Source organism: Brevundimonas sp. DS20 (assembly GCF_001310255.1).
Taxonomy (GTDB): Bacteria; Pseudomonadota; Alphaproteobacteria; order Caulobacterales; family Caulobacteraceae; genus Brevundimonas; species Brevundimonas aurantiaca.
The window spans coordinates 167,976-184,946 of the sequence record NZ_CP012897.1; the positions used below are offsets into that span (position 1 = coordinate 167,976).

A 16,971-nucleotide genomic window follows, 5' to 3' on the forward strand; every position below is an offset into this window, starting at 1 on the left:
GAAGGGCGAAACCCTGTATGCTGCCGTGCAGCAAGAGGCCCGCCGACGCCGGTCGCGGCGCGGCCCAACGGATGGTCATGCTCTACGCCCTTCATGAACTCGCCTATCAGTCGGCCCTGCCCTGGCGCTTCGGCGCCCAGATGGCGCGCCGGTTCTGGAGCTCGCCGTTGAATCCGGCGGCGGACACGGCCCTGGCCCGCACCGCCTACGCCTCGGCCGAACTGTTCGAGAGCGTCACCCGCCGCTACGGCAAGCCCGACTGGCGGCTGGAGACACTCGAGATCGGCGGCAAGCCGGTCCGAACGGTCGAACAGGTCATCTGGCAGAGCCCCTGGTGCCGCCTGGTCCGCTTCGCCCGCAACATCGGCGATCTGAAGCGCGCCAAAAAACCCGCGTCCGGTCCCGCCGTCCTGATCGTCGCCCCCCTGTCCGGCCATTACGCCACCCTGCTGCGCGGCACGGTCGAGGCCTTCCTTCAGGACCACGACGTCTATGTGACCGACTGGATCAACGCCCGCCAGGTTCCGGTGCTGGAGGGGCGGTTCGACTTCTTCGACTATATCGACCATGTCCGGCGGATGCTGGCCGAGATCGGCGGCCGGCCCCACGTCGTCGGGGTCTGCCAGCCCGGCCCGCCCGTCATGGCGGCCTGTGCGATCATGGCCGAGGACGGCGACGAGAACCGCCCCGCCTCGATGACCTTCATGGGTTCGCCCATCGACGCCCGCCTGTCGCCGACCGTGACCAACCAGCTGGCGGAGGAGAAGCCCTTCACCTGGTTCAAGTCGAACATGATCCACACCGTGCCCCTGCCCTATCCGGGGTTCGGACGGCGGGTCTATCCGGGCTTCGTCCAGCTCTACAGCTTCATGTCGATGAACCAGGAGCGTCACCGCGACGCCCACTGGGACTATTTCACCAGCCTGATCGCCGGCGACGGCGACGGGGTGGAGAAGCACGAGGAATTCTACGACGAATATCTGTCGGTCCTGGACCTGACCGAGGAGTTCTACCTCCAGACCATCGACATCGTCTTCCAGCAGCATCTGCTGGCGCGCGGCCTCTTGGAGCATCGCGGCCGCAGGGTCGATCTGAGCAAGATCGCCGACATCGGCCTGATGACGGTCGAGGGGGAGAAGGACGACATTTCCGGCGTCGGCCAGACCCAGGCGGCGCACGGCCTGTGCCCGAACATCCCCGAGGATCAGAGGGTGCTGTACGTCCAGCCCGGCGTGGGCCATTACGGGGTCTTCAACGGTCGTCGTTTCCGCGAGGAGATCTATCCCCGCGTTCGCGACTTCATCGCCCGGAACGAGGCCCGACTTGGCGTATCGCAACGGTCAGCGGCTGCCGCTTGACGAAGACCGGCCCGAACCCGGTTCGGGTCCGACGCTGAGACTGTCGGTCAATCCGCGCGCGCGGCGGCTGTCGGTGCGGATCGACGCCCGGGCCGGCGAGGCGGTGGTGATCGCCCCGACCGAGCGCGGCCTGGTCCAGGCCGTGGCCTTCGCCCGTTCGAAAAGCGTCTGGATCGCCGAACGCCTGGCCGTGCGCCCCCGGAGCCGGCCGTTGCAGCCGGGCCAGGTCATCGCCCTGCGCGGCCGGCCCGTGCGGCTGGAGGCGACGCCCGGCGCCGGCGCGGCGCGGCTGGTCGAGGAGGGAACCGTCATCCGCTCGGGCGGCGAGGGCGAGGCCTATGCCCGCCGGGTCGAGAATCTGCTGAAGCGCGAGGCGCGCGCCACCCTGGTCGAACGCACCGAACACCATCTGCGGACCCTGGGTCAGAAGCCGGTCCAGGTGTCGATCGCCGACACCCGCTCGCGCTGGGGCTCATGCAGCCCGCACAACCGCACCATCCGCTATTCCTGGCGGGTCATCATGGCCCCGCCCCCGGTCATCGACTACCTCGCCGCCCACGAGGTCGCCCACCTGGTCCACGCCGACCACAGCCCGGCCTACTGGTCGGTGGTCGAGCGGCTGGTGGGGGATCACCGGCCCTGGCGCAAATGGCTGAAGGACCATGGCGCGGCGCTTCATGCGGTGGGGCGGTAGGCCCCCTCCACCACCGCGCAAAGAGGCGCGGCGGTCCCCCTCCCCCAGCGGGGGAGGAATGCGAACGGTGATGACTGCGATCCTCCCCCTCTGGGGGAGGTGTCGGCGCAGCCGACGGAGGGGGAGGGATCAGAAGAACAGCGGATCGCTGCGGTTTTCGGCCGGTTGGCGGCCTTCCGGCTGCTGGTCTGGCGGATCGCGCGGCGCCGGCTGGGCCTTGGGCCGGTCCAGCGGCTGTTTCGGGTCCGACGGCGCGGCGGCCTCCGGCGGTTCGGCATAGGGGTCGCCTTCGGCCGCCGGGTCGGTCGGCTGGATCGGCAGACCGTCCTCGCCACTGCCCGACATCAGGTCGCCGATCGGGTCCGGCGCGACCCAGCCCTCGGGCATGGCGGGGCCGTCGGGGATGCGGGGCGCATTCAGGCGCGGCAGGGCCGCCTCCATGAAGCCCTTCCAGATGGCGGCGGGCGAGGAGCCGCCGGTCACGCCGCGCATGGCGGTGTTGTCGTCCTTGCCCACCCAGACGGCGGTGACGAAGCCGCCGGTGTAGCCGACGAACCAGGCGTCCTTATAGTCGGAGGTGGTGCCGGTCTTGCCCGCCAGGTCGCGCCCGGCGATGGCCGCGCTGCGCCCGGTGCCCGAGGTCATGACCCCGCGCAGCATCTGGTTCATGTAATAGAGGGGCGGATTGTTGATGGCCTGACCGCTCTGGCCGCTTGCGCGCTGATAGATGACGCGGCCCTGGGGCGTGCGGATGCGGCTGATGCCGTAGGCCTCGACCCGGCGGCCGCCGTTGGCGAAGGCGTCATAGGCGGTGGCCATCTCCAGCGGCGAGACCTCGACGGCGCCCAGAGCCATGGCCGGCTCCAGACCGATCCGGCTTTCGATGCCCAGGCGCCGCGCGGCGCGGGCGACGCTGTCGCGGCCGATCTGGTCGGCGACGGAGGCCGCCACAGTATTGATCGATTGGGCCACCGCCTGAGACAGGGGCATGGGGCCGGCGAAGGTGTTGGAATAGTTCTTCGGCGACCAGTTGCCGATGGTGACCGGCTGATCGACCACCGGGGTCTGGGGCGTATAGCCGGCCTCGACCGCCGCCAGATAGACGAAGGGTTTGAAGGCCGAACCCGCCTGACGCCGCGCCTCGACGGCGCGGTTGAACTGGCTGTCGGCATAGGAGCCGCCGCCGATCATGGCCCGCACCCGGCCGTCGCCGTCCAGGGCCACCAGGGCCGCCTGCTGCACCCCCTTGCCCTCGTCGCGGTCCAGAATGCGGCGCACAGAGCGTTCGGCCGCCGTCTGCAGGGTCAGGTCCAGGGTGGTTTCGACCACCAGATCCTCGGTCGGTTCGCCGACCAGACCCCGGATCGACTGGTCCAGCCAGTCGATGAAATACTGGGCGTGCTGGGTGGCCAGGGTGCGCGACACGATGATGGGCTGGGTCACGGCCTGTTCGCGCTGGGCGGCGGTGATGACCCCGGCCTCCTCCATCTCGTTCAGCACGACGGTGGCGCGGTTGGCGGCCCGCTCGCTCTCTGACACCGGCGAATAGCGCGAGGGCGCCTTCAGCAGGCCGGCCAGAAGCGCGGCCTCGCCGACCGTCAGATCCTTGGCCGACTTGTCGAAATAGCGTTGCGACGCCGCCTCGATCCCATAGGCGCCGGCGCCGAAATAGACCCGGTTCAGATAGAGGGCCAGGATCTCCTTCTTGGAGAATTTCATCTCCAGCCAGACCGCCAGCATCAGTTCCTGCACCTTGCGGCGCAGGTTCTGGTCCGGCGTCAGGAACAGGTTCTTGGCCAGCTGCTGGGTCAGGGTGGAGCCGCCCTGGACCACCCGGCCGGCGCGCATATTGGTGGCCATGGCCCGCATCATGCCGATGGGGTCGAAGCCGGGGTGGTGATAGAAGCGCCGGTCCTCGATGGCGATGAAGGCGGCCGGCACATAGTCGGGCAGGGCGTCCAGATCCGCAGGCGGCGCCATCTGGGTGCCGCGCGTCGCGATCAGGGCGCCGTTGCGGTCCAGATAGGTGATCGAGGGCTGACGATCGACATTATACAGGGTCGAGGTGTCGGGCAGGCCGCGCGCAAACACCGCGAAGAAGACCACCAGGAAGATCAGCCCCCAGACCGCCAGCACGGCGCCCCAGTAGAGCGCCTTCTGCAACGGCGTGCGGGCCGGCTTGTCGCCCCCCTGCTGTCCGCCCCCGAACCCTGGACCCGCCATGACTTTCCTTCAGATGCCGCACTCAGGCGGATTAGCTCATACCGACGTGTACCGCGTATGAACCGCCGCCGAAACGGCTCCGCTCACTTCACGCCAGCGTGAGCGGCTATTTCGCCGAAAGAATGGCGCGGCGAGCCAGCCAGACGCCGGTCTCGGCCCCGTCGCCCTCCACCGACAGCCCCGCCCCCCACCAGCAGGGCGCGATAGGCGGCGGGGTCCAGACTGCCGTGATACAGGGGTTCGCCGCGCCATTCGCCGATGGTCTCGCCATGGGCGGGACCGCTGGTGAACATCAGCCGCCCGCCGGGCCCCACCTGGTTCGCCAGGCCGGGCAGGACGCGCATCTGAGCCTCGGGCGTCAGGTGAAACAGGCTGTGCCAGGCCAGGACGCCGTCGAACATCCCGACAGGCGGCGGATTCCGCATGTCGGCGATCTCCCAGACGCCGGTCGGCAGGGTCTCGCGCGCATGGGCGATCAGGGCCGGCGAGGAATCCCGCCCCACGACCCTGAACCCCCGCTCCAGCAGGGCCGCGCCCATCGGCCAGCCCGAGCCGCATCCGACGTCGAGAATGGATGCGCCGGGCGGCAGGCCGGCGACGAACCGGTCCAGCCATTCGGGTTCGTTCGGACCGTTCGGTCCCGCATAGAGGGACGGGCCGCGGTCGGCGATCCAGCCCTCGGCGCCATCCTGATAGAGACCGACCACTCGGTCCGCCGCCGGATGGCTCATCGCGCCAGGAAGGCGTCCAGTTCGCCGTAGAAGGCCTGGGGCTGGTCGAACATGATGAAGTGGGCGCTGTCGTCGATCCGCTTCAGGGTCACGCCCGGCAGGCCGGCGTAAGACATCTGGTAGACGGCGTCGGTGATCTGGGGCGTCATGCGCGGGTCGTTGAACTTGACGTACAGCACCTCGGTCGGGGCGGTGATCTTCGCCAGTTCGGGCCGCAGATCGGTCGCCACCAGTTCGCGGAAGGCGGCGGCCGAGACCTTCTGATCGCTGGTCCGCATGTCTTCCAGCGCCTCTTCGCGGCGGCTTTCGGTATTGATCATGCCGTTGATGGAGGCGGTCGCCTGGGCGACATAGGCCTCGCGCGGGCTGTTCGCCTGGGCGGCCCAGATTTGGTCCGCCACTGGTTTGACGCTGTCGGCCGTGGTTCCGGGCGGGCCGAACATGGCGCCCATGAAGGGGATCATGTCGACCACCATCAGACGGCCGACGCTGTCGGGATGGCGCGCGGCCAGCATCAGGCCGATGGTTCCGCCCATCGAATGGCCGACGACGGCGGGCTTGGGCAGATTGTTCTCGCGGATATAGCGGGCGATTTCGTCGGCGACCGGTGCGGCGACGGGGGTCGGGGCGCCCCCGGTCTGGGCGTTGCCTTCGGCCGGGGCGCCGGCGAAGCCCTGGACATGGATGCGGTGAACGCGCCAGCCGACCCCGTCCTGGGCCGTCAGATGATCCACCGTCCCCTGCCAGATTTCCGGCGAAGAGCTGAGGCCGGGGATCAGGATGATGTCGCGCCCGTCCATGTCGCCGTCGATGCGGACGTGGATGCGGTCGGAGGCGAAGTCCGCATGGTGGTGACCGTGCGCCGAGCCGTGCTCGGAATGGGTCCCGTGCCTGTTCTGGGCCTCGGCCTGGGCCTGAACCGTGGTGGCGGCGAAGAGGGCCGCAGCGAAACTCAAGGCGCGAAACATGGCGAAACTCCCCTGTGAAGCCACCCTTATGACGTCTTTACTTTGTATTGTAAAGTTCTCTGAGGACTTCGTGAGGACAGACCCCGCGTCCCTCTGTTATGAGGCGCGCATGAAGCCCGCAGACGCCGCTCCCGTCCAGCCCCCTCAAGCCGAAGCCGCCCCGTCCAAGAGCGGCGCCCAGCCGTTCGGCAAGGGATTCGTCGCCGACGCCTGGTATTTCGTCGCCCTGTCGCGCGACGTCGCCCCGGCCGGGCTGAAACGCTATGAGATCATGAGCGAACCCGTCCTGATCGGCCGCACCCGCGCGGGGGCCGTCTATGGGATGCGCGACATCTGCCCCCACCGCGCCGCCCCCCTGTCGGCCGGGAAGCTGGTGGAGAAGCCCGGCGAGGGCGAGACGATCGAATGCCCCTATCACGGCTGGCGCTTCCGGCCCGACGGGGTCTGCGCCGCCATTCCGTCCCTGGTCGAGGATCAGGCGTTCGAGGCGAACCGCATCAAGGTGCGGTCCTATCCGGTGCGCGAGAGCCAGGGCATGGTCTTCGTCTGGATGGCCTCGGACGCCCGCAATCCGTCAGAACCGGACCATGAGCCCCCCGTCTTCCCCGGCGTCGTCGGATCCGGCCCGAAACTGGTCGAATGGATGGAGTTCGACAGCCATATCGACCATGCCGTCGTCGGCCTGATGGACCCGGCCCACGGCCCCTATGTCCACCAGCAATGGTGGTGGCGGTCCGAACATTCGATGCACGAAAAGGCCAAGGCCTTCGCACCCGTAGACTTCGGCTGGGCCATGGTGCGCCATGCCCCCTCGTCCAACAGCCGCCTCTACAAGATCCTGGGCGGCGCCCCGGCGACCGAGATCACCTTCCGCCTGCCCGGCTATCGCTGGGAGCATATCCAGGTGGGCGAGAAACAGGTCCTGGCCCTGACCTGCCTGACCCCGATCAGCGACACCAAGACCCGCATCACCCAGATCTTCTGGTCCGACCACTGGGTCTTCGACCTGGCCAAGCCCTTCCTGCGCCTGGGGGTGGTCGCCTTCCTGAAACAGGACGGCGGCATGGTGAACCTGCAGAACGAGGGCCTGCGCTACGACCCCGCCCTGATCTGGATCGACGACGCCGACAAACAGGCCAAATGGTACCAGCAGCTCAAGCGCGAATGGACCAGGAGCCGCGCCGAAGGGCGGCCGTTCGTCAATCCGATCCAGCCCACGACCCTGAGGTGGAAGAGCTGACACAAACGACCCTCTCCCGCTTGCGGGAGAGGTGGCCCGGCGTCCGCGCAGCGGACCAGGGTCGGAGAGGGAAGTCTTGCTTAAAGCAAGAGGACTTCCCCCATCGTCAGCCGTCTCGCTGCGCTCGACGAGCTGACACTTCCCCCGCGAGCGGGGGAAGGTCCGGATTACACCCTCAGCCCATACTCCCCGGCCAGGTCCGCCAGTTTCACCATCGGGCGCGGGCCCCAGTGGGCGATGACTTCGGACGCGGCCAGGGAGCCCAGTTTCCCGGCCTCCTCCAGCGACAGACCGCGCGCCAGACCCAAGAGAAAGCCGGCGGCGTACTGGTCGCCGGCGCCCGTGGTGTCGATCACCTTGGCGACCGGATAGGCGGCGACCGCGACGCGCTCCTCGCCCTTGATCACGACCGAGCCGTGTTCGCCGCGCGTCACGGCGGCGACCTCGACGAGGGCGGCCAGTTTCGCCGCAGCGGCGTCAAAATCATCTGTCTCGAACAGGGCGCCCAGTTCGGCCTCATTGGCCAGGACGATGTCGGCCGACTGTTCGATGAAGCTCAGCAGTTCGGCGCGCCAGCGGGCGACGACGAAGGTGTCCGACAGGGTGATGGCCACCTTGCGACCGGCCTTGTGCGCGGCGGCGGCGGCCCGTTCGAAGGCGGCCCGCGCCGGGGCCGGGTCGAACAGATAGCCTTCCAGATAGACGATCTGGCTGGCGCCGATCAGGGCCTCGTCGATGTCGTCGGCGAACAGCTGATTGGCGGCGCCCAGGAAGGTCGCCATGGTCCGCGCCCCATCGGGCAGGACGTTGATCAGGCAGCGGCCGGTGCCGAAACCCTGGTCGGCCCCGCCGGTCAGGACCGGGGTGTCGAAATGGACGCCGGCGGCGCGGATGTCGTGGGTGAAGACCTGACCCAGGACGTCGTCGGCCACCTTGCCGATATAGGCCGCCCGGCCGCCGAAGGAGCCGACGCCCGCCACGGTGTTGCCGGCCGATCCGCCAGAGGCCTCGACGCCCGGCGCCATGGCGTCATACAGGGCGGCGCTGCGTTCGGCGTCGACCAGCTGCATCGAGTTGGGGGCCAGGTCCTGGGCCGTCAGAAAGGCGGCGTCGCAGGGGCTGAGCACGTCGACGATGGCGTTGCCGACGGCGCAGACGTCATATTGGGCGGTGTTCTGGGTCATGGGCGCGCCTTAGCGGTTGAAGACCGGCACGTCACCCGAAAACCTATAAGGAAGCCCTTATATGTATCGGCCGGTTGCGATAGGCAGGGCGCATGACCCGGATCGCCGTCCTGACCCCCGACCCCGCCGACAAATCCTACATCGGCCGCTGGCCCGAGGTGTTGGCGCGTCTGAAGGCCACGCTGGAGACGACCGGCGCAGAGATCACGCCCACGCCCTGGACCGACCATGTCGAGGACGCCTCGGGGCTGGAGGGCCATGACCTGATCCTGCCGGTCATCGCCTGGGGCTATCACCGCGACCACGCCCGCTGGCTGAAGGCCTGCGCGACCTGGGCGACGGCCGGCCTGCCGATCGCCAATCCGGCCTCGGTCCTGGGTTGGAATTCGGACAAGACCTATCTGGCCCGGTTGGCGGACAAGGGCGTGCCCATTCCCCCGACCCGCTGGAGCGAGGCGATCACCCAGGACCAGGTGGACGCCGCCTTCGCCGAAACCGGCGCCCCGACCCTCATCATAAAACCGACGGTGTCCGCTGGCGCCTTCCGCACCCTGCGCCTGACGCCGGGACAGCCCCTGACCGAGGCGCCGGAAGGTCCGGCCATGATCCAGCCCTATCTGAAGTCGATCGAGACCGAGGGAGAGACCTCCCTGCTCTTCTTCGGCGGCCGGTTCAGCCATGCAGTCAACAAGCGGCCGGTCCCCGGCGACTTCCGCATCCAGATCCAGTTCGGCGGCCTCTACACGACCGTGACGCCCGACGCGGCCGCATTCGCCCTGGCCGAACAGGTGCTGGCGGCGGTCGAGGAGCCCCTGCTCTACGCCCGCATCGACCTGGCGCGCGACGACGCCGGCGCCTGGGTGCTGATGGAGGCCGAGCTGATCGAGCCCGACTTCTATCTGGACCATGACTCGGCGAACGGCGCCGGATTCGCCGAAGCGGTTCGAAACCGCCTTTAGAAGGCTTGCCACTCGCCTGCCGCAGCGACCAGACGCGGGCGAGGGCGCAGGGTCTCGGCGGCGAAGGCTTCGATCCGGGCCTGGGCTTGGCGGATCGGCGCGGGTGCCGCCTCGCCTTGCCCCTCGGACAGTCGGAACCGGCCGACCAGTTCGGCCAGGTCGGTCGCCTCGCGGTCGAGGCTCAGGCTGGCGGCCGTCGATTCCTCGACCATCGCAGCATTTTGCTGAGTGACCTGGTCCATGTCATTGACGGCGTTGTTGACCTCGGCCAGGGCCACGGCCTGTTCCTGGGTCGAGGCGCGGATTTCGGCCATCAGGTGCGTGACGTCGTGGATGCGCGTGGCGATGCCCGAAAGCGCCTCGCCCGATTCCCGCACCAGTTTGACGCCGGACTCGACCTGAGCGCTGGAGGTGGAGATCAAGGCCTTGATCTCGCGGGCCGAGTCGGCGGACCGCTGGGCCAGGGCGCGGACCTCGGAGGCCACGACCGCAAAGCCGCGACCAGCCTCGCCCGCCCGGGCCGCCTCGACCCCGGCATTGAGCGCCAAAAGATTGGTCTGGAAGGCGATCTCGTCGATGACGCCGATGATCTGGCCGATCTGGGCGGAGGAGGCCTCGATCTGCTCCATGGCGGAAACGGCGCGCTGAACCACTGCTCCGCCGGTCTCGGCCTGGGTGCGGGTCTGGCCCACGACCGCATCGGCGGACTGGGCGTTCTCGGCTGTCCGGCGCACGGTGGCGGTGATCTGGTCCAGGGCGGCGGCGGTCTCTTCCAGTCCGGCGGCCTGACGCTCGGTGCGGCGCGACAGGTCTTCGGCGGCGCTGCTGATCTCATTGGCGCCGGACTGCATGGAGGCCGCATTGACGCGAATGACCGCCACCGCCTGATCCAGGGCGGCGATCGCTCGATTGAAGTCTTCGCGCAGAACCGCATAGTCGCCGGGGAAGGCGTCGGTGATCCTGTAGGACAGATCGCCGGCCGCCAGGGCGGACAGGGCGCGCCCGGTCGATTGGACCACCGAGGCCTGAACCTGGGCGGCGAGACGGTCCGCCTCCAGACGCCGCTCGCGCTCGGCCTCGACGGCGGTGATGTCGGTGGCGAACTTGACCACCTTGCACGGCTTTCCGTCGATGTCGAAGATCGGATTGTAGCTGGCCTCGATGACCACGCGCGCGCCGTTCTTGGCGTAGCGGACGAACTTGTCGGCGATGAATTCGCCCGCATTCAGCCGGCGCCACAGGTCGGCGTAGGCGGGCGTATTGGCGTCTTGCGGATCGACGAAGATGCGGTGGTGGGCGCCCTGCACCTCATCCAGGCGGTAGCCCATCACGGATAAGAAGTTCTCGTTCGCCTCCAGGATCGTCCCGTCCAGGGCGAATTCGATGACCGCCTGCGACCGCTTCAGCGCCGCGACCATGCCGGTCAGTTCCTGAAGCTCTTGTTGCTGGCGACGCTTCTGCGCTGTGCCGAACATTCCACACTCCTGTGTCTTCGTCGGAGGGTTATCGGCGAGATTGCCTAATGATTGATTATATCACGTTTGATATTTTTGATTTTTTCAGGTTTTGTGCTTAACAACCTGTGTTTGGGTGCAAACTCGCGCCCCCTGGCGGCTCGAGGAGGGCGAAATGGCGAAGGCGCAGATTGGTTCCGACGGGTTCCGCGATCTGGAGATCGACGCCCAGCTGTGCCTGGCGCTTCAGACCGGAGCCAGTCTGGTGACGCGCATCTATCGACGTCTGCTCGACCCCCTGGGTCTGACCCACCCCCAGTATCTGATCCTGCTGGCCCTGTGGGAGAGCGGGCGTCCCCTGACCATGGGCGAGATTGGTCGGCGCACGCACATGGAGACCGGCGCCCTGACGCCTCAGGTCAAGCGGATGGAGGCGTCCGGCCTTCTGACCCGGCGACGCGACGCCGAGGACGAGCGTCGGGTCTGGGTCGAGCCCACCGAAGCGGGCTGGTCCCTGCGTGAGAAGGTGCTGGGCGTGCGTTGCCAGGTGGTGGAGCGCCTCCCCTTGTCCGGCGCCCAGATCGCCGAACTGCGCGCCATCCTGCAGACGATGAATGCGGATATGGAAGCCGCAGAGGCGGCGAACGCCGCCTGAAGCCCCTCAGGGCGCCGCCTCGCCCAGAGCCGCCAGCCCCGCCCGCGACGGACACAGGTCGGCGATGACGCAGGCCAGGCATTTGGGCCTGCGCGCCGTGCAGGTGTAGCGGCCGTGCAGGATCAGCCAGTGGTGGGCCTTGGGCAGCCACGGCTCCGGCACGACCTGGAACAGCTGGGCCTCCACCTTGTCCGGCGTATTGGCGTTGGCCAGCCCCAGCCGGTGCGAGACGCGGAAGACATGGGTGTCCACGGCGATGGCGGCCTCGATCCCCAGTTCGTTCAGCACCACCGAGGCGGTCTTTCGCCCCACGCCCGGCAGGGCCTGGAGATCGGTTCGGTTCAGCGGAACCTCGCCGCCATGTTTCTCCAGCACGATCCGGCTTAGGGCGATGACGTTCCGCGCCTTGCCGCGATAGAGGCCGATGGAGGCGATGTAGGGAACCAGTCCCTCCTCCCCGAGAGCCAGCATCTTTTCCGGCGTGTCCGCGACCTGGAACAGCCGGTCGGTGGCCTTGTTGACCGCGACGTCCGTGGTCTGGGCCGACAGGGCGACGGCGACGACCAGGGTGAAGGGGTTGGAGAAGTTCAGCTCGGTCTTCGGCTCGGGCATGACGCCGGACAGGCGTTCGAATACGGCCTGGACCCGGTCCTCGTCAGGCGGCCAGCGCAGCACGGGAACCGAGGCGCCGGTCATAACCGCCGGGCGTTTCGGGCCGGGCTTCAGCGGCTTGGCGACAGATTTTCGGGCCTTGGGCGGCGTCATGCCTCGCTGTCGCCGTCGTCGCGGCGCGGGTCAAGACCCAGGCCGGCCAGGGCGGCCTCCGCCGCCCGCTCGCCTTCCATCCAGGCGCCGTGGGCCGTGCCGTAATAGACCGGCGCCGTCGCTTCGCCCGCCAGGAAGATTCGGTCCTCGACCGCCGTTCGCAGCCTGGCCCGATCCCCCGCATGACCCGGCAGGGCGTGGGAATAGGCGCCGCGCGACCAGGGATCGGCGCCCCAGTTCGACACGGCTGCGACCTGCAGCCGCCGCCGCATGTCCGAGCCCAGGGCCGCGACCAGTTCGGACACGGCGAAGTCGACCAGGGCGGCGGGCCCCTGCGCCTCCAGTCCCCAGGCCAGGTCGGCGCCGAAATAGGCCTCGATCATCGGCCGCCCGAACGGCCGCAGATGATAGCCGCCGGTCTCGGCCGTGTCGGTGCGGGTCCAAAGCTGGGTGTCGGGCTGGAAGTCGCCTGCGCCCCGCACCGTCATATGCACCTTGGACGCCAGGCCCAGGGGCACGCCCGCCGTCGCCTCCAGCCAGGCGGGAACCGGCGGATCGATCCGCACAGCCTCGCTGGCGATCAGGCTGTTGGGGACCGTCAGGATCACGGCCCGCGCCGTCAGCTCGCCCCGGCTGGTCTCCAGCCGCAAAAGGGGGCCGGAGCGGTCGATGCGCCGCACGGCGCAGTCGCGCACCACGGCGTCCGACACGGCCTCGCCCAGACGGGCGATCAGCCGGCCATAGCCCTCGCGCACCCGCCAGTTCACCCCGGTGTCGCCATAGGCGTCGTAGTCCAGGCTGGACACCTCGGCGAACCGCGCCCCGTTCAGGGCGCCCGAGATGGCGTCCATCCGGGCGTTCCAGCGGCAGTCGGGATCGAAGAAGTCAGAGGCTGGCCGGTCTTCACCCCGCGCCGCCGCTTCGCTCAGGCGCTGATCGAAGGCGGCGAAGGCCTCGCCGAACTCGGCCAGGTCGGCGCGCGTGATCTCGTGATCGAAGGCCTGGGTCCGCCACGGCGGCGGGGTCCGGTCCAGGGTCAGGCCCTCGGCCTCCACCCGCCGGGCCAGGACATTGTCGTCGGCCGAGTGCAGCCAGCCGCAGCCCATGTCCAGGCCCTCGCCTTCGACCTGGGCCGTCCAGGCGCGCCCGCCGATCCGGTCGCGCGCCTCCAGCACCAGAACCGACAGGCCGGGCCGCACCAGCCGCCGCGCGGCGGCGATCCCCGCCGCCCCTGCCCCGACGACCGCCACATCGACTTCGGACGGCAGGGGATTCGAAGCTCGGGCGCGGTCGGTCATGAGGCGAGGACATACACGAAAACCAGGCGTGATCGGGCTTCTGGCGATTGGAGATTGATTTTTGGACGGCGACGTCCATTTTAGCGCCGCTTCAAAACGCCGCACCCTCCCCCGGATGTCCCCATGTCCCCTGAACTGAAGAAACGCCTGCCGCTGTTCGCCGCGATCCTCGTCGGTCTCGCCCTGATCGCGGGCGGGATCGTCTGGTGGCTGAACGGCCAGAGGTGGGAGAGCACCGACAACGCCTTCGTCCAGGCCGACACCACCCTGGTCAGCCCCCAGCTGGCCGGCCGGGTGACCGAGGTCCTGGTCGGCGACAACCAGCGGGTCGAGGCCGGTCAGGTCCTGGTCAAGCTGGACGACAGCGACCAGCGCGCCGAACTGATCCGCGCCGAAGCCAATCTTCAGGCGGCCATCGCCGCCGTCGGCAATGTCGACGCCCAGGCCGAGCAGGAGAAGGCGACCGTCGCCGCCCGCGCCGCCGCCGTAGCCCAGGCCCGCGCCCAGGCCGGCCTGGCCCGCGCCGAGGTCGACCGCTACGGCAAGCTGGCCCAGCAGGGCTGGGTCTCGCAGCAGCGGATCCAGACCGAACGCGCCACCGCCGTCACCGCCGACGCCGCCGTGGCCCAGGCCCAGGCCGCCCTGGTCGCCGAACAGCGCACCGCCGGGGTGCTGGGCTCGACCCGCGAACAGAGCGTCGCCGCCGTCGAACAGGCCCGCGCCCAGGTCGAAAAGGCCCGCATCGCCCTGGAACGCACGGTGATCCGCGCGCCCATCGCCGGCGTCGTCGGGGCCCGCAGCGTCCGCCCCGGCCAGTTCGTCAACGCCGGAACCCAGCTGCTGTCGATCGTGCCCCTGACCCGGACCTATATCGTCGCCAACTTCAAGGAGACCCAGTTGGACCGGATGCGGCTGGGCCAGACGGTCGAGATTTCCGCCGACGCCTTCCCCGGCCGCAAGATCGAAGGCCGGATCGACAGCTTCGCCCCCGCCACCGGTTCCGAATTCGCCCTGATCCCGGTCGAGAACGCCACCGGCAACTTCACCAAGATCACCCAGCGCGTTCCCGTTCGGATCGTCGTCAGCGGCGCCGACCGGAACCTGGCCCTGCGCCCCGGCCTGTCGGTGGACGTCAAGGTGGATCTGAAGAGCCAGGGCGGCGCGAGCTTCGCCGAAGCCTCCATCGCGGCCCCCCGCCCGTGACCGCCGCCGCCCCCGCCGCCGCCGGCGGGGCCCCGTCCGACGCCAGGGCCCCCGTCGCCGGCCATCCCGAGATCAACTGGACCATGCTGCTGCTGGGCTTCGCCGGCATGGTGGTGGGCCAGTTCATGGCCATCCTCGACATCCAGATCGTCGCCGCCTCCCTGCCCCAGATCCAGGCGGGCGTCGGCGCCTCGGCCGACGAGATCAGCTGGATCCAGACCGCCTATCTGATCCCCGAGGTCGTCATGATCCCCCTGTCCGGCTTCCTGTCGCGGCTGTGGGGCACCCAGCGGCTGTTCCTGGCCTCCTGCGCCGGCTTCGTCCTGATGAGCGTGGCCACCGGCCTGTCGACGTCCATCGACATGATGATCCTGTTCCGGGCCATCCAGGGCTTCGTCGGCGGGGCCATGATCCCGACCGTCTTCGCCGTGGCCTTCACCGCCTTTCCGCCGGACAAGCGGGTCACGGCCAGCGTGGTCATGGGCCTGATCGTCACCCTGGCCCCCACCGTCGGCCCGACGCTCGGCGGCCACCTGACCGAGTGGCTCAGCTGGCGCTGGCTGTTCTTCATCAATGTGGGGCCGGGCCTGCTGGTCCTCTTCCTGGTCGGACGGTACGGGAACTTCGACAAGGGCGACCCGTCCCTGGCCAAGGGGTTCGACTGGTGGGGCCTGGGCCTGATGGCCGCCTTCCTGATGTCGATGCAATATGTGCTCGAGGAGGGCGCCAAGAACGACTGGTTCGACGACACCCATATCCTGATGCTGACGGTCGTCGCCGCCGTGGCCGGGCCGATCTTCGTCTGGCGCTCCCTGACCTATCGCCAGCCGATCGTCGAGCTGCGCGCCTTCGGCAACCGCAACTTCCTGGTCGGCTTCGTCATGACCTTCACGGTCGGCTTCGCCCTGTTCGGCGGCACCTTCCTGTTGCCCCTCTTCCTGGGGCGGGTGCGGGAGTATTCGTCGTCGGAAGTGGGCACGACCATGGTCGTCTCGGGTCTTGCGATGTTCGCCACCGCCCCCTTCGCCGGGCGCCTGGTGCGCCGGATGGACGCGCGGATCCTGATGTTCGGCGGCTTCATGCTGTGCGCCTGGGGCATGTGGGAGGCGCGGATCGTCACCGACGACTGGGGCTTTTGGGAATTCGCCTCGGTCCAGGCCTTCCGCGGGGTCGGCGTCATGCTGGCCATGATCGCCTCGCAGCAGGTGACCATGGCCACCCTGCCGCCGCACATGGTCAAGAACGCCTCGGGCCTGGTCAACCTGTCGCGCAATGTCGGCGGCGCCTTCGGCCTGGCGATCCTGAACACCGGCCTGACCACCAATACGGCCATCCATATGGGCGAACTGACCAGCGGCATCACCCAGGGCGACCAGGCCATGCGCAACATGATGGCCGGCATGGCCCAGCGCTTCGCCGGCACCATCGACCCGGCCGCTTCGGCGATGAAGGCCGTCTATGGCATCCTGCAGAAACAGGCCACGACCATGGCCTTCGGCGACGCCTTCGCCTTGCTGGGCATCATGTGCGCCGGCGCCGCCTTCGTCACCCTGCTGGCCCAGCCGGTCAAGGCCCAGCCGGGCGCGCCCCCTTCGGACGCCCACTGATGGCGCGCCGCCGGGGCCAGGTCGACGAGAAGAAGAGCGAGGCCATACTGGAGGCGGCCGCCGCCCTGTTCGCCGAGAAGGGCCTGTCGGCTTCGATGGAGGAGATCGCCCGTCTCGCCGGGGTGTCGAAACAGACGGTCTACAACCGGTTCGCCTCCAAGCTGGAGATCGCCCGGGCCATGGCGAACCAGAAGGCCGAGGCGATCGTGGCCCCGCTGCGATCCAGCGGCTCGCCCCTGGTCGTGCTCGAAGCCTTCGCCCAGGGCCTGCTGACGCTGGTCTGCCACCCGGACAAGGTCAGTTCGATGCGCGGCGTGGTGCTGCTGTCGGCCGATGCGCCCGAACTGGCCCAGACGGTCTATGAGGCCGGGCCGCGCCGCAGCCTGAGCCTGCTGTCGGCCTGGCTGGCCGAACAGACCCGCGCCGGTCGGCTGAACACGCCTAACCCCGACGAGGCGGCCGAGATGTTCACCGGCCTGGTCCTGGGTCACGCCCATCTGCGGTCTATGCTGAACGTGCCCCAGATCGACGATGAGCGCCGCGCCCATCGCGCCCGAGAAGCCGCGAGGATCTTCGTCACGGCCTATGCGCCGACGCTGGATCAAGCTAGGTGAGACGGTCGCGTAAAGGAG

The 16,971-nt window shown here is 68.9% G+C and carries 15 protein-coding genes; 8 read left to right on the top strand and 7 right to left on the bottom strand.

Annotation, left to right across the window (positions count from 1 at the left end; all coding sequences use genetic code 11):
• Positions 1-77: 77 nt before the first annotated feature.
• Positions 78-1,358 (top strand): polyhydroxyalkanoate depolymerase, encoded by a 1,281-nt coding sequence (locus JL11_RS00815; RefSeq protein ID WP_054766734.1) that lies wholly within the window; start codon positions 78-80, stop codon positions 1,356-1,358.
• Positions 1,324-2,052, top strand: coding sequence for a M48 family metallopeptidase (locus tag JL11_RS00820; RefSeq protein ID WP_054764013.1), 729 nt, complete (start codon positions 1,324-1,326; stop codon positions 2,050-2,052). Before JL11_RS00815 ends, JL11_RS00820 begins: the two co-directional genes overlap by 35 nt.
• A 129-nt stretch (positions 2,053-2,181) precedes the next feature.
• On the opposite strand, the gene JL11_RS00825 is transcribed toward JL11_RS00820, so the two are convergent.
• From JL11_RS00825 to JL11_RS00835, 3 genes are all read right to left on the bottom strand, one after another.
• On the bottom strand, positions 2,182-4,275 hold the full coding sequence (locus JL11_RS00825; RefSeq protein WP_054764014.1) for a transglycosylase domain-containing protein: 2,094 nt from the start codon (positions 4,273-4,275) through the stop codon (positions 2,182-2,184).
• A gap of 83 nt (positions 4,276-4,358) precedes the next feature.
• On the bottom strand, positions 4,359-5,006 hold the full coding sequence (locus JL11_RS00830; RefSeq protein WP_197273332.1) for a class I SAM-dependent methyltransferase: 648 nt from the start codon (positions 5,004-5,006) through the stop codon (positions 4,359-4,361).
• Positions 5,003-5,974: an alpha/beta fold hydrolase gene (locus JL11_RS00835; protein ID WP_054764015.1), complete on the bottom strand. Its 972-nt coding sequence runs from the start codon at positions 5,972-5,974 to the stop codon at positions 5,003-5,005. Before JL11_RS00835 ends, JL11_RS00830 begins: the two co-directional genes overlap by 4 nt.
• Before the next feature lie 109 nt (positions 5,975-6,083).
• On the opposite strand from JL11_RS00835, the gene JL11_RS00840 reads away from it, so the two are divergent.
• Positions 6,084-7,214, top strand: coding sequence for an aromatic ring-hydroxylating oxygenase subunit alpha (locus JL11_RS00840; RefSeq protein ID WP_054764016.1), 1,131 nt, complete (start codon positions 6,084-6,086; stop codon positions 7,212-7,214).
• A 167-nt stretch (positions 7,215-7,381) separates the two neighbouring features.
• On the opposite strand, the gene JL11_RS00845 is transcribed toward JL11_RS00840, so the two are convergent.
• Entirely contained in the window at positions 7,382-8,398 is a 1,017-nt protein-coding gene (locus tag JL11_RS00845) for an adenosine kinase (RefSeq protein WP_054764017.1), read from the bottom strand.
• Between the two features lie 92 nt (positions 8,399-8,490).
• Between JL11_RS00845 and JL11_RS00850 the strand changes: the two genes are divergently transcribed.
• Positions 8,491-9,357, top strand: coding sequence for an ATP-grasp domain-containing protein (locus tag JL11_RS00850; protein WP_054764018.1), 867 nt, complete (start codon positions 8,491-8,493; stop codon positions 9,355-9,357).
• Here JL11_RS00850 and JL11_RS00855 read toward each other — a convergent pair.
• Positions 9,354-10,832, bottom strand: coding sequence for a methyl-accepting chemotaxis protein (locus JL11_RS00855; RefSeq protein ID WP_054764019.1), 1,479 nt, complete (start codon positions 10,830-10,832; stop codon positions 9,354-9,356). The two genes, JL11_RS00850 and JL11_RS00855, sit on opposite strands and share 4 nt — an antisense overlap.
• 154 nt (positions 10,833-10,986) lie before the next feature.
• Here JL11_RS00855 and JL11_RS00860 point away from each other — a divergent pair, with 154 nt between their 5' ends.
• The gene (locus tag JL11_RS00860; RefSeq protein WP_054764020.1) at positions 10,987-11,466 is read left to right on the top strand and encodes a MarR family winged helix-turn-helix transcriptional regulator; all 480 of its coding nucleotides are present in this window, start codon (positions 10,987-10,989) and stop codon (positions 11,464-11,466) included.
• Positions 11,467-11,472: 6 nt separating this feature from the next.
• Here the strand turns inward: JL11_RS00860 and nth are convergent, their stop codons facing one another.
• Both nth and JL11_RS00870 read right to left on the bottom strand, forming a co-directional pair.
• A complete protein-coding gene (gene nth / locus JL11_RS00865) occupies positions 11,473-12,231 on the bottom strand; it encodes an endonuclease III (protein ID WP_054764021.1) in 759 nt (252 codons plus the stop codon).
• Entirely contained in the window at positions 12,228-13,529 is a 1,302-nt protein-coding gene (locus JL11_RS00870) for a flavin monoamine oxidase family protein (RefSeq protein ID WP_054764022.1), read from the bottom strand. Before JL11_RS00870 ends, nth begins: the two co-directional genes overlap by 4 nt.
• A gap of 123 nt (positions 13,530-13,652) precedes the next feature.
• Here JL11_RS00870 and JL11_RS00875 point away from each other — a divergent pair, with 123 nt between their 5' ends.
• The 3 genes from JL11_RS00875 to JL11_RS00885 are packed head-to-tail and all read left to right on the top strand — an operon-like array spanning position 13,653 to position 16,953.
• Entirely contained in the window at positions 13,653-14,732 is a 1,080-nt protein-coding gene (locus JL11_RS00875; RefSeq protein ID WP_054764023.1) for an HlyD family secretion protein, read from the top strand.
• A complete protein-coding gene (locus JL11_RS00880; RefSeq protein WP_054764024.1) occupies positions 14,729-16,339 on the top strand; it encodes a DHA2 family efflux MFS transporter permease subunit in 1,611 nt (536 codons plus the stop codon). Before JL11_RS00875 ends, JL11_RS00880 begins: the two co-directional genes overlap by 4 nt.
• The gene (locus tag JL11_RS00885; RefSeq protein ID WP_054764025.1) at positions 16,339-16,953 is read left to right on the top strand and encodes a TetR/AcrR family transcriptional regulator; all 615 of its coding nucleotides are present in this window, start codon (positions 16,339-16,341) and stop codon (positions 16,951-16,953) included. The genes JL11_RS00880 and JL11_RS00885 overlap by 1 nt, the downstream gene beginning before the upstream one ends.
• Positions 16,954-16,971: the final 18 nt, after the last annotated feature.